General features: G+C 70.3%; 12 protein-coding genes. All 12 read right to left on the bottom strand.

The genetic code is table 11. From position 1 onward, the window contains the following. Positions 1 to 47 precede the first annotated feature (47 nt). On the bottom strand, positions 48 to 2,000 hold the full coding sequence (gene nuoL / locus BUE41_RS22430) for an NADH-quinone oxidoreductase subunit L (RefSeq protein WP_073459174.1): 1,953 nt from the start codon (positions 1,998 to 2,000) through the stop codon (positions 48 to 50). A 13-nt stretch (positions 2,001 to 2,013) separates the two neighbouring features. Beyond that, entirely contained in the window at positions 2,014 to 2,313 is a 300-nt protein-coding gene (gene nuoK, locus BUE41_RS22435) for an NADH-quinone oxidoreductase subunit NuoK (RefSeq protein ID WP_073459176.1), read from the bottom strand. Continuing rightward, positions 2,310 to 3,125 carry an NADH-quinone oxidoreductase subunit J gene (locus BUE41_RS22440; RefSeq protein ID WP_084755627.1) on the bottom strand — a complete coding sequence of 272 codons (816 nt, stop codon included), beginning with the start codon at positions 3,123 to 3,125 and terminating at the stop codon, positions 2,310 to 2,312. Before BUE41_RS22440 ends, nuoK begins: the two co-directional genes overlap by 4 nt. After that, positions 3,122 to 3,664 (bottom strand): NADH-quinone oxidoreductase subunit NuoI, encoded by a 543-nt coding sequence (gene nuoI / locus BUE41_RS22445; RefSeq protein ID WP_073459177.1) that lies wholly within the window; start codon positions 3,662 to 3,664, stop codon positions 3,122 to 3,124. Before nuoI ends, BUE41_RS22440 begins: the two co-directional genes overlap by 4 nt. Next, positions 3,657 to 4,952, bottom strand: coding sequence for an NADH-quinone oxidoreductase subunit NuoH (gene nuoH, locus BUE41_RS22450; protein WP_073459342.1), 1,296 nt, complete (start codon positions 4,950 to 4,952; stop codon positions 3,657 to 3,659). Before nuoH ends, nuoI begins: the two co-directional genes overlap by 8 nt. A 110-nt stretch (positions 4,953 to 5,062) precedes the next feature. Further along, on the bottom strand, positions 5,063 to 7,513 hold the full coding sequence (locus BUE41_RS22455; protein ID WP_073459178.1) for an NADH-quinone oxidoreductase subunit G: 2,451 nt from the start codon (positions 7,511 to 7,513) through the stop codon (positions 5,063 to 5,065). Next, on the bottom strand, positions 7,510 to 8,826 hold the full coding sequence (gene nuoF / locus BUE41_RS22460; protein WP_073459179.1) for an NADH-quinone oxidoreductase subunit NuoF: 1,317 nt from the start codon (positions 8,824 to 8,826) through the stop codon (positions 7,510 to 7,512). Before nuoF ends, BUE41_RS22455 begins: the two co-directional genes overlap by 4 nt. Continuing rightward, positions 8,826 to 9,563: an NADH-quinone oxidoreductase subunit NuoE gene (nuoE, locus tag BUE41_RS22465; protein ID WP_073459180.1), complete on the bottom strand. Its 738-nt coding sequence runs from the start codon at positions 9,561 to 9,563 to the stop codon at positions 8,826 to 8,828. Before nuoE ends, nuoF begins: the two co-directional genes overlap by 1 nt. Continuing rightward, positions 9,560 to 10,891, bottom strand: a complete 1,332-nt coding sequence (locus BUE41_RS22470) for an NADH-quinone oxidoreductase subunit D (RefSeq protein WP_073459181.1) — start codon at positions 10,889 to 10,891, stop codon at positions 9,560 to 9,562. Before BUE41_RS22470 ends, nuoE begins: the two co-directional genes overlap by 4 nt. Before the next feature lie 100 nt (positions 10,892 to 10,991). Continuing rightward, positions 10,992 to 11,825 carry an NADH-quinone oxidoreductase subunit C gene (locus BUE41_RS22475; RefSeq protein WP_073459183.1) on the bottom strand — a complete coding sequence of 278 codons (834 nt, stop codon included), beginning with the start codon at positions 11,823 to 11,825 and terminating at the stop codon, positions 10,992 to 10,994. After that, complete coding sequence (locus BUE41_RS22480) at positions 11,822 to 12,427, bottom strand: NuoB/complex I 20 kDa subunit family protein (RefSeq protein WP_073459186.1); 606 nt, start codon at positions 12,425 to 12,427, stop codon at positions 11,822 to 11,824. Before BUE41_RS22480 ends, BUE41_RS22475 begins: the two co-directional genes overlap by 4 nt. Before the next feature lie 9 nt (positions 12,428 to 12,436). Continuing rightward, entirely contained in the window at positions 12,437 to 12,802 is a 366-nt protein-coding gene (locus BUE41_RS22485; protein WP_073459188.1) for an NADH-quinone oxidoreductase subunit A, read from the bottom strand. Positions 12,803 to 12,879: the final 77 nt, after the last annotated feature.

The raw sequence follows: 12,879 nt of genomic DNA on the forward strand, positions 1-12,879 counted from the left end.
ATCTCCAGGCGCCCTCGGCGCGGCCCCTTCAGGGAACGCTGACGCGCTCATGAGAACCGCACCACCAGCAGCGCCGCGACCACGAGGACCGAGCCCCCGAGCATCGACAGCGCGTAGGAGCGGACGAACCCGGTCTGCAGCCGGCGCAGCAGGCCCGAGCTGCCGGTGAGCAGCGAGCCGGTGCCGTTGACCACGCCGTCCACGCCGCGGTCGTCGGTGGCGACGAACGCGGAGGTGAGGGCGAGACCGGGCTTCTCGAAGAGGGCCTCGTTGATCGCGTTGGTGTAGAGGTCGTTGCGGACCGCCCGCACCGGCCAGGACACCTCCTGCGGCTGCTCCACCGGGGTCGGGCGGCGCCCGACGAACACGTAGGCGAGCAGCGCACCGAGCACCGTGCAGCCGAGCACCAGCCACGGGATGACCGAGTGCGGCAGCGCGCCGGTGCCGGGCTCGGCCTCCTGCAGCTCACCCAGCGACGGCACCAGCCAGTCGGCGAGCAGGTGGCCGTTGGTGAGCACGAAACCGGCGGCGACCGACCCGACGGCCAGCAGGATCATCGGCACGGTCATCGACGACGGCGACTCGTGCGGGTGGTACTCGCGCCCGTCCTCGCTCGTCACGTTGCGCCAGCGCTCCTCGCCGAAGAACGTCATGCACACCAGCCGCGTCATGTAGAACGCGGTCAGGCCGGCCGCCAGCGTGGCGAATCCGCCGAACACCCAGCCCTGCCAGCCGCCCGCGTCGAACGCGGCCTCGATGATCGCGTCCTTCGAGAAGTAGCCGGCGAACGGCGGGATGCCGATCAGCGCCAGGTAGCCGAGCAGGAACGTCACCGACGTGATCTTCATGTACTTGAAGAGCCCGCCGTAGTGGCGCATGTCGACGGTGTCGTTCATGGCGTGCATGATCGAACCGGCGCCGAGGAACAGCCCGGCCTTGAAGAAGCCGTGGGTGAGCAGGTGCGTGATGCCCAGCGCGTACCCGGCCGGGCCGAGCCCGACCGCCAAGATCATGTAACCGATCTGGCTGACCGTCGAGTACGCCAGGACCTTCTTGATGTCGTCCTTGGCACAGCCGATGATCGCCCCGAGCGTCAGGGTGATCACCCCGATCAGCGCGACGATCAGCCGGCCGGTCTCGGTCAGGTTGTAGAGCGGGTTGGCCCGCGCGATCAGGTAGACGCCCGCGGTGACCATCGTGGCCGCGTGGATGAGCGCCGACACCGGGGTCGGGCCCTCCATGGCGTCCGGGAGCCAGGCCTGCAGCGGGAACTGGCCGGACTTACCGCAGGCGCCCAGCAGCAGCATGATCGTGACCGTGACGAGCACGGGGGTCGACAGCTCCCCGGCCCTGGCGAACACCTCGGAGTACTGGATCGTGCCGAGGTTCGTCCACAGCAGGAAGATCGCGATCGCCAGGCCGACGTCGCCGACGCGGTTCATGACGAACGCCTTCTTGGCGGCCGTCGCCGCGGCCGGGCGGGCCTGGTAGAAGCCGATCAGCAGGTACGACGCGAGACCGACGCCCTCCCAGCCGAGGTAGAGCATCACGAAGTTGTTGCCGAGGACGAGCACCAGCATCGCCGCGACGAACAGGTTCAGCTGGGCGAAGAAGCGCCGCCGGCCGGGATCGTGGCTCATGTAGCCGGTCGAGTAGATGTGGATCAGCGACCCGACGCCGGTGATCAGCAGCACGAACGTCAGCGACAGCGGGTCGAGCCGCAGGCCGAAGTCGACGTGCAGCCCGCCGACGCCGATCCACTCGAACAGCGACAGCTCGCGGGTGCGCTGGTCCTCGGGCAGGCCGGTGGTCTCGATGAAGATCAGCAGGCCGACGACGAACGACGCGACCACCGTCAGCACGCCGAGCCAGTGGCCCCAGCGGTCGGCCCGGCGCCCGAGTACGAACAGCACCAGCGCACCCAGCGCCGGCAGCACGAACAGCAGCCAGGCCAGGGACGCGACGCCGGTCGCGGCGCCGATCTCGGGGAGCTCAGTCATGTGTGCTCGTCTCTCAGTACTTGAGCAGGTTCGCGTCGTCGATCGACGAGGACCGACGCGTACGGAAGATCGACATGATGATCGCCAGGCCGACGACGACCTCCGCGGCGGCCACGACCATCACGAAGAAGGCCATCACCTGGCCGTCCAGCGCGCCGTTCATGCGGGCGAACGTCACCAGCGACAGGTTCACGGCGTTGAGCATCATCTCGACGCACATGAACACGACGATCGCGTTGCGCCGGACCAGCACCCCGATGGCGCCGATCGAGAACAGCAGCGCCGACAGGAGCAGGTAGTTCGCGGGGCTCACTGGTCCTCCTCCTCGTCCCGCTTGCCGGTGAGCGCGTGCGCGTCCGGCTCCGGCTGGCCGGCGGGCTCGATCGGGGTGGCGTCGATGATCGACGAGATCGACTCCGGCGCGATCGAGCCGTCGGGCAGCAGCGCAGGCACCGCTACCGAGTTGCCGGTGGCGAACACACCCGGGCCGGGCAGCGGGGAGATCCGGTCGTGCTCGCCGCGCAGCCGGGCGACGACGGTCGCGCGCTGGCCGCGCTTGTTGCGGCCCTTGGTCTGCGCGTAGGCCAGCACCATCGCGCCGAGCGCCGCGGTGATCAGCAGCGCCGAGGTGAGCTCGAACGCGAACAGGTACTCGGTGAAGATCAGCGCACCGATGTTGTGCACGTTGCGGCCCGCCGCGTCCTCCGGCGAGAGCCCGATCGACGGCGCGGAGAACAGCGCCCCGCCGACCGCGCCGAGCAGCAGCGCGGCGAAGCCGATGCCGAACAGGGTGGCGGCCACTCGCTGTCCGCGCAGCACCTCGACCACGGAGTCGGAGCTCTCCCGGCCGACGAGCATCAGCACGAACAGGAACAGCATCATCACGGCGCCCGTGTAGACGATGATCTGCACGAAGCCGAGGAACGGTGCGCCCTGGATGATGTAGAGCACCGCGAGCGAGAGCATCGTCCCGGCCAGGCAGAGCGCCGAGTGCACGGCGTTGCGCGCGAGGACCACGCCGAGGGCACCGAGCAGGGCGAGCGCGCCCATGATCCAGAACGTGATCGACTCGCCGAGGCCGATGACCTCGCCGGCCGGTGCCTGTGCGAGCAGCTCGATCGTCACTTGACCTGCTCCCCCACCGGATCGGACCTGTGCCCGGCCTTGGCCAGCTCCGGGCCCTTGACGTAGTAGTCCTGCTCGTCGTCGCCGAGCCGCATCGGGTGCGGCGGCGCCTCCATGCCCGGCAGGAGCGGCGCGAGCAGCTGCTCCTTCGTGTAGATCAGGTCCTGCCGGTTGTCGTCGGCCAGCTCGTAGAAGTTCGTCATCGTGAGCGACCGGGTCGGGCAGGCCTCGATGCACAGGCCGCAGCCGATGCAGCGCAGGTAGTTGATCTGGTAGACCTTGCCGTACCGCTCACCCGGGGAGTAGCGCTCCTCCTCGGTGTTGTCGCCGCCCTCGACGTAGATCGCGTCCGCCGGGCAGGCCCAGGCGCACAGCTCGCACCCGACGCACTTCTCCAGCCCGTCCGGGTGGCGGTTGAGCTGGTGGCGGCCGTGGTAACGGGGTGCGGCAGGCGGGAAGTCCTCCGGGTACTCCTCGGTGACGACCTTCTTGAACATCGTCGAGAAGGTGACGCCGAAGCCCTTGAAGAACTCAAACATCGTCGTTCTCCTTCGCGGATGCGCCCACGGCGGCGGGTCGCGCCGACGGGGCGTCGACGGCCGCGTGACGCGGCTTGCGGCGCTTGCGTTCGGGCACGGACAGATCGAGGGGCGGCACCGGGTAGTCGGAGGCCAGCTCGACGGTGGGCTCGGTCTGGACCTGGCGGTCGGGCACGGCGAACGCGATCGCCAGCACGATCACCAGCGCGATCGCGACCGTGATCAGCACGCCGGTCACGCCGAAGCCGCTCTGGCGCATCGTGCGGATGGCGAAGACCGCGAGGATCCACAGCAGGCTGCCCGGCACCAGGACCTTCCAGCCCAGCCGCATGAACTGGTCGTAGCGCAGCCGGGGCAGGGTGCCGCGCAGCCAGATGAAGACGAACAGGAAGACCAGCGTCTTGACGATGAACGCCAGGAACTGGATCCAGCCGTTGTTGAACCCGTCCCACAGCGCCGGCAGCCACGGGATCTGCCCGCCGCCGAGGAACAGCGTGGTCGCCATCGCCGAGACCGTGACCATGTTGACGTACTCGGCGAGGAAGAACAGCGCGAACTTCAGCGAGCTGTACTCGGTGTGGAACCCACCGACGAGCTCCGACTCGGCCTCCGGGAGGTCGAAGGGGGCGCGGTTGGTCTCACCGACCATCGAGATCACGAAGACCACGAAGCTGGGCGCCAGCAGGATCGCGTTCCAGCCGAACTCCTGGCCGGCCACGATGTCGGCCGTGGAGAGCGAGCCGGCGTAGAGGATCACGCCGACGATCGACAGGCCGAGCGCGATCTCGTAGGAGATCACCTGCGCCGCCGAGCGCAGCGCGCCGAGCAGCGGGTACGGGGAGCCCGACGACCAGCCGGCGAGCACGATCCCGTAGACGCCGACCGAGCTGCAGGCCAGCACGACCAGCACCCCGACGGGGAGATCGACCAGCTGCAGGACGGTCTCCTCGCCGAAGATCGAGACCTTGCCGCCGAACGGGATCACGGAGAAGGCGACGAAGGCCGGGATCGTGGAGATGACCGGCGCGATGAAGTACACGCGCTTGTCGGCCATCACCGGCATGATGTCTTCCTTGAAGGCCAGTTTGAGGCCGTCGGCGAGGCTCTGCAGCCACCCGTTCGGGCCGACCCGGTTGGGCCCCGGACGCTGCTGCATCCGGGCCACGACCTTGCGCTCCCAGTTGATCATGAAGAGCGTCAGCACCACGCCGAGGGCGAACAGCGCGACGACCTTCAGCAGGATCAGCCAGAGCGGGTCGTCGGCCAGCAGGCGCTGAGTCTCGGTCATCCCGTCGACCTGCGCCTGCGCCAACCACGCGCCGGCACCCGCAGACCACGCGTTCATGCTGTGCTCTCCCAGCGCCTCCGGCGCAAGCCCTGCGGGCAACGCTGACGCACTCATGCAGACACCCCCACCAGATCACCGTGTCCGGCGCCGAGCGTGGCGCGCACACGGGAGTTCTCGGCGTTGCCCGGCAGCCACACCACACCGTCGGGCAGGTCGGCCAGCTCCACCGGCAGCGTGATCGAGCCGCGCTCGGTGCGGACCGTGGCCGGCGCGCCCTCGGTGAGCCCGAGCCGCTCCGCCGTGGCCGCGTTGACCCGCAGCAGGGCGGGCCGCGCGGTGCCGGCCAGCGCCGGCTCGTCGACCGACATCGACGAGGCGTCGAGCAGCTGGCGCCAGGTCGCGAGCACGGCCTGGCCGAAGCCCGGTACCGACGGCACCCCGGCCTCGACCGTGGGCGGTGCCGCCTTCCGCTCGACCGTGCCGAGGCGGGCCAGCTCGCCGGCCGCGGCGGCCGGGGTCTGGGTGAACAGGTCGGCGTCCATCTCGACGGCCAGCGTGTCGAGCACGCGGCAGTCGGGCAGCACGCCGCTCGGGTCCAGCGCCGGCTCCCAGGACCGCAGCCGGCCCTCCCAGTTCAGGTAGCTGCCGGCGCGCTGCGCGTCCGGCGCCACCGGCAGCACGACGTCGGCCAGCTCGGTGACCGCCGAGGTGTGCATCTCCAGGCTGACCAGGAACCCGACCTCGCGCAGCCCGTCGAGGGCAGCGGCCGGGTCGGCCAGGTCGTTCGGGTCGAGCCCGCCGACGACCAGCGCCGACAGGTCGCCGATCGCGGCCGCGGCGAGGATCTCGTCGGTGTCGCGGCCGACGGTCGCGGGGATCGACCCGGCCGGCAGGCCCCAGGCCTTCTCGATCTCGGCCCGGGCCGCGGCGTCGGTGACCAGGCGGCCACCGGGCAGCAGGTTCGGCGCCGCACCGGCGTCCAGCGCGCCGCGCTCGCCCGCCCGGCGCGGGATCCAGCCGATGGTGGCGCCGGTGCTGGCGGCGACCACCGACACGGCCGAGTACAGGCCGGAGACCTCCGCGGCCCGCTCGCCCACGAGGATCACCGCGCCCGGCTCGGAGAGCGCCGCGACGACGTCGGCCGGCAGATCCCGCAGAACCGCCGCCTCCGCACCGGGCACCGCCGGGATGAGGTTGTCCTTGGCGGCCGGGGCGGCCGAGCCGAGCGACTGCGACGTGCGCTCCACGGCCGGGGTGGTCCACTGGCCGAGGTGGTAGACGCGCTGCCCGCGCTTGCGGGCCGCCTTGCGCAGCCGCAGGTAGACGATCGGCGCCTCCTCCTCCGGCTCCAGCGCGACGCACAGCACCGTGGGCGCGGCCTCGAGCTTGGTGAAGCTGAGGTGGTCCGGGGTGGTGCCGACGACGTGCGCGGCGAGGAAGTCCAGCTCCTCCGCCGAGTGCGGGCGGGCCCGGAAGTCGACGTCGTTGGTGCCGGCGGCGACGCGGGCGAACTTGGCGTAGGCGTAGGCGTCCTCGACGGTGAGCCGGCCACCGGCCAGCACCCCGATCCCCGCAGCCTCCTTCGCCGCGAGCAGACCCTTGGCCGCCACGGCGAGCGCATCGGTCCACGACGTCTCGTGGAGCTCGCCGTCCTCACGGCGCACCATCGGCCGGGTGATGCGCCCCGCGGAGGTCAGGTAGCGGAAGGCGAACCGGGACCGGTCGTCCAGCCACTCCTCGTTGACCTCGGGGTCGTTGCCGGCGAGCCGGCGCATCACCACGCCGCGACGGGTGTCGACGCGGATCGCCGAGCCGCTGGAGTCGAACTCCGCGACGCCCGGGGTCGACTTCAGGTCGAACGGCCGCGACCGGAACCGGTAGGCCGCGCTGGTGAGCGCGCCGACCGGGCAGATCTGGATGGTGTTCCCGGAGAAGTAGCTCTGGAACGGCTTGTCCGCCGCGGTGCCGATCTGCTGCTGCGCGCCGCGCTCGAGCAGGTCGATGAACGGATCACCGGCGATCTCCTCGGAGAACCGGGTGCAGCGCTGGCAGAGCACGCAGCGCTCGCGGTCCAGCAGCACCTGGGTGGAGATCGCCAGCGGCTTCGGGAAGGTCCGCTTCTTCTCCAGGAACCGGGAGTCGGCCCGCCCGGTGGTCATCGCCTGGTTCTGCAGCGGGCACTCACCGCCCTTGTCGCAGATCGGGCAGTCCAGCGGGTGGTTGATGAGCAGCAGCTCCATCACGCCCGCCTGCGCCTTCGCGGCCACCGGCGAGGTGTGCTGGGTGCGCACGACCATGCCGTCGGCCACCGTCATGGTGCAGCTGGCCTGCGGCTTCGGCATCGGTCGGCCGCCCAGCTCCACCTCGACCAGGCACTGCCGGCACGCCCCGGCGGGATCGAGCAGCGGGTGGTCGCAGAACCGCGGCACGATGATCCCCAGCCGCTCGCACGTGCGGATGAGGATCTCGCCCTTCGGGGCGATCACCTCCCGGCCGTCGATCGTGAGCCGGACGTGCCCCTCGGGGACGGGCGCCTTCTGCTCGTCGGGTGCCAGTGTCATGCGGAGGCTCCGGAAAGCTCGGCCAGCTGCTCCGGGCGCGCGACCGCGGGCTGCGCCGCGATCAGGTCCAGGAACTCGTGGCGGAAGTACTTGATCGCGCTGGTGATCGGGCTGGTCGCACCGTCACCGAGGGCGCAGAACGAGCGGCCGAGGATGTTGTCGCAGATGTCGAGCATCGTGTCGATGTCTTCCTCGGTGCCCTGGCCGTGCACCATCCGCTCGAGGATCTGCACCAGCCAGTAGGTGCCCTCCCGGCAGGGCGTGCACTTGCCGCAGCTCTCGTGCTTGTAGAACTCGGTCCACTTCATGACCGCCCACGGCACGCTGACGGTCTCGTTGAAGACCTGCACCGCCGTGGTGCCGAGCATCGAGCCGGCGGCGGCCGCGCCCTCGAAGTCCAGCGGCACGTCGAGGTGCTCCGCGGTGAACAGCGGAGTGGAGGAGCCACCCGGCGTCCAGAACTTCAGCGGGATGCCGTCCTTCATCCCGCCGGCCATGTCCAGCAGCTCGCGCAGCGTGATGCCCAGCGGGGCCTCGTACTGGCCGGGCCGCTCCACGTGCCCGGAGATCGAGTAGATCTTCGGGCCCGGGCTCTGCTCGGTGCCCATCGACCGGAACCACTCGCTGCCGCCCGCCACGATGTGGGGAACCGAGGCGATGGTCTCGACGTTGTTCACCACAGTGGGCGAGGCGTACAGCCCGGACGTCGCCGGGAACGGCGGCTTGAGCCGCGGCTGGCCGCGCTTGCCCTCCAACGAGTCGAGCAACGCGGTCTCCTCACCGCAGATGTAGGCACCGGCACCCGCATGCACCACGATGTCCAGGTCGAAGCCCGAACCGAGGATGTCCTTGCCCAGGTATCCCTTGGCGTAGGCCTCCTCGACGGCGTGACGCACCCGGCGGATCGGGTGCAGGGCCTCACCGCGCACGTAGATCGCGCAGAAGTTCGCGCGGATCGCGTAGCAGGTGATGATGCAGCCCTCGATCAGCGAGTGCGGGTCGGCCATCATCGTCGGGATGTCCTTGCAGGTGCCCGGCTCGCCCTCGTCGGCGTTGACCACGAGGTACTTGGGCTTGGCACCGGGACCGTCCGGTCCCTGCGGGATGAAGCTCCACTTCATCCCCGTCGGGAAGCCCGCGCCGCCGCGGCCGCGCAGCCCGGAGTCCTTCACCAGCGCGATGATCTGGTCGGGGTGCGCGGTGAGCGCGTGGCGCAGCGCCCGGTAGCCGCCCGCCTGCTCGTACGCCGCCAGGCTCCAGGAGCGCTCCGCCCGCCAGTTGCGGGTGAGCACCGGGGTCAGTGGATCGGTCATCAGCTCTTCTCCGGGAGCGCCGGGAATGCGGGCATCTCGTCGGGCAGGGCCGGTGCGGCCCAGCCGCGCTCGGCGGCCAGCTCGACACCGCGCAGCGTCTCGGGCGCCGCGGACGGGCCCTCCACGCTGGCGGCGAGGTCGGGGTGGAACCCGGCCAGCTCCAGCTCCGCCGTGCGGAAGTCGGTGAGCGGGGCGCCGCGGGTGGGCGCCGGCTTCTCACCGCGCCGCAGCGCGTCGACCAGCTGTTCGGCCGACTCGACGGTCTGGTTGTCGAAGTACTCGTAGTTGACCTGGATCACCGGGGCGAAGTCGCAGGCGGCGAGGCACTCGGCCCGCTCGATCGTGATCGATCCGGGGGTGCCCGGCTCGCCTGCGGTCTCCTCGTGGCCGAGCGGCTTGCCGTCCTCGCCGAGCTTCTCGGCGATCCGCTCGAAGATCGCGTCGCCGCCGAGCGCCGCGCACAGCGTGTTCGTGCACACGCTGACCAGGTGCTCGCCGCACGGGGTGCGCTTGTACATCGTGTAGAAGGTCGCGACCGCGGACACCTCGGCGGTGGTCAGGTCCAACGCCTCCGCGCAGTAGCGGATGCCCTCCTGGCTGACGTGGCCCTCGACCGACTGCACCAGGTGCAGCAGCGGCAGCAGCGCCGACCGCGGCTGCGGGTAGCGCGCGATGATCTCCTTGGTGCGCTGCCGGGTGACCTCGTCGAACGGCGAGCTCCCCTCCGGGGCGGTCATCGGTCCACACCTCCCATGACGGGGTCGATCGACGCCACCGCGGCGATGACGTCGGCGACCATCCCGCCCTCGCACATCGCGGGCATCGTCTGCAGGTTCACGAAGCTGGGTTCGCGCACGTGCACCCGCACCGGCCGGGTGCCGCCGTCGGAGACGACGTGGAAGCCGAGCTCGCCGCGCGGCGACTCGACGGCGGCGTAGGCCTGGCCCGGCGGTACCTGGAAACCCTCGGTCACCAGCTTGAAGTGGTGGATGAGCGACTCCATCGACTGGCCCATGATCTTGCGGACGTGCTCGAGCGAGTTGCCCATGCCGTCGCTGCCGATGGAGAGCTGGGCCGGCCAGGCGATCTTGCGGTCCTCGACCATCACCGGGCCGGGCGTCTCCTTCAGCTTCGCCGCGGCTTGCTCGATGATCTTCAGCGACTCGTGGATCTCCGCCAGGCGCAGCCGGTAGCGCGCGTAGCAGTCGGCCTCGGTGGCGACCGGGACCTCGAAGTCGTACTCCTCGTAGCCGCAGTACGGCTCGACCTTGCGCAGGTCCCACGGCAGGCCGGCCGAGCGCAGGATCGGGCCCGTGGCGCCCAGCGCGATGCATCCGTCGAGCGGCAGGTAGCCGACGTTCTCCAGGCGCTGGCGCCAGATCGTCTGGCCGGTGAGCAGCTTGTCGTACTGCGGCAGCCGCTCCCGCATGACCTCGATGAAGTCGGTGACGCGCTCGTACCAGCCCTCGGGGAAGTCCTGCGCGAGCCCGCCCGGCCGCACGAACGCGTGGTTCATGCGCAGCCCGGTCAGGAACTCCAGCAGGTGCAGGACCTCCTCGCGCTCACGGAACCCGGCCGTCATACCGGTGAGCGCGCCCAGCTCCATGCCGCCGGTGGCCAGGCAGACCAGGTGCGAGCCGATCCGGTTGATCTCCATGAGCATCACCCGGCCGATCTGGGCCCGGCGCGGCGCCTCGACACCCAGCAGCTTCTCCACCGCGAGGCAGTACCCGGTCTCGTTGAAGATCGGGGACAGGTAGTCCATGCGCGTCACGAACGTGACGGCCTGGGTCCAGGTCCGGTACTCGCAGTTCTTCTCGATGCCGGTGTGCAGGTAGCCGATCACCGAACGGGCCTGCTGGACGGTCTCGCCCTCCAGCTCGAGCACCAGGCGCAGCACCCCGTGCGTGGACGGGTGCTGCGGGCCCATGTTGATGACGATGCGGTCGTCGTGCTCCTCGTCGATCAACGTGTCCCAGTCGCCACCGGTGAGGGTGTAGACCGTGCCCTCGGTGGTCTGGGTCTCGGTGGCGGCGTAGACGTCCGTGTTGTCTTGGGTGCTCACGAGTGCGCCCTCCGCTCGTCGGGACGGGGTCGGGATCTCCGCGCCGGTCCGTTCACGAGTGCGCCCTCCGCTCGTCGAGACAGAGTCGGGATCTCCGCGTTCACGAGTACGCCCTCCGCTCATCGGGCGGCGGGATCTCCGCCCCCTTGTACTCGACGGGGATGCCGCCGAGCGGGTAGTCCTTGCGCTGCGGGTGCCCTTCCCAGTCGTCCGGCATGAGGATCCGGGTGAGCGCGGGATGACCGTCGAAGACGATGCCGAACATGTCCCAGGTCTCCCGCTCGTGCCAGTCGGCGGTCGGGTAGACCTCGACGATCGACGGGACGTGCGGGTCGTCGACGTCGAGCGCCACCTCCAGGCGGATGCGCCTGCGGTAGGTCATCGACAGCAGGTGGTAGACGACGTGCAGCCGCTGCGGCACGTCCACGCCGTAGTCGACGCCCGACACCGACGAGCACATCTCGAAGCGCAGGTACTCGTCGTCGCGCAGGGTGCGGCAGATGTCGACGATCTTCTCCCGCCGCACGTAGAAGGTGATCTCGCCGCGGTCGATCGTGATCTGCTGGATCGCCGAGCGGCCCACGCCGCGCTCGTCCAGCGCGGCGGCGAAGTCGTCGGCGAACTCGTCGAACCATCCGCCGAACGGGCGCTCGGCGGGCGGGGGTGTCCAACCGGGCAGCTGCAGCCCGCCGAACCCGCTCGTGTCACCGGAGTCCGGCACGCCGAACATGCCTTTGCGGCTGCGCGTCGGCGGCGCGGCCGGACGGGTACCGCCCTCGGTGGGCGCGGTCTGCTCGAGCTCGCCGGCCGCGGGCGGCTCGCCACCGGCCGCGCGGTGGGCGGCGGTGTCGGCTCCGCCGGCCTCGGCCGAGGAGTGCGCACCGCCGGTCGGCTCGGCCGACTCCTTCGAGGTGCCCTCGGTGTCGCTGCTCACTTCTTCCCCTCCAGCGGCGGCAGCAGGGCGGCGCGGCGCCTCTCGTCGACCCGCTCCTCGGGCGCGAACTTCACCGACGAGGGCACCAGCTCGGTCTTGTGGCCCGACTCGGCCAGCTGCGCGGCGCGCTTGGTCCCCAGCGGCTCATCCATGATCTTGGCGTGGAGCTTCAGGATCGCGTCGATCAGCATCTCCGGCCGGGGTGGGCAACCCGGTAGGTACATGTCGACCGGAACGATGTGGTCGACGCCCTGCACGACCGCGTAGTTGTTGAACATGCCGCCGGACGAGGCGCACACGCCCATCGCCAGCACCCAGCGCGGCTCGGGCATCTGGTCGTAGATCTGGCGCAGCACCGGGGCCATCTTGTTGGTGACCCGCCCGGCCACGATCATGAGGTCGGCCTGCCGCGGCGAGGCCCGGAAGACCTCCATGCCGAAGCGCGCGAGGTCGTAGCGCGGGGCGCCGGTCGTCATCATCTCGATCGCGCAGCAGGCCAGGCCGAACGTCGCCGGCCACAGCGAGGACTTGCGGGTCCAGTTCACCAGCTTCTCGACGCTGGTGAGCAGGACGCCGCTCGGCAGGTGTTCCTCGAGTCCCATGTCAGCTTCCTAGTTCCAGTCGAGTCCGCCGCGGCGCCACACGTAGACGTAGGCGAACCCGACGGTCACGATGAACAGCACGATCTCGACCAGGCCGAACACGCCGAGCCGGTCCGCGCTCACCGCGAACGGGTAGAGGAAGACCATCTCGATGTCGAACAGGATGAACAACATCGCGGTCAGGTAGTAGGCGACCGGCATGCGCCCGGCCCCCACCACCGGGTCCGGCGACGGCTCGATGCCGCACTCGTAGGCGTCCAGCTTCGCGCGGTTGAACCGCCGCGGACCGACGTACGGTGCGGCCGTCACGGAGAACAGCGCGAACGCGCCGGCCAACGCGAACAGGAGCACCAGAGGGAGGTAGGAGTCGAGCAATCCAGGCACCTCGTCTTCGATATGCCGACCGGCGATCCGACCCTAGTAGCCGCTGCTCACCGGCCTTAGTCAGGCAA

This window comes from Pseudonocardia thermophila (assembly GCF_900142365.1).
GTDB lineage: Bacteria > Actinomycetota > Actinomycetes > Mycobacteriales > Pseudonocardiaceae > Pseudonocardia > Pseudonocardia thermophila.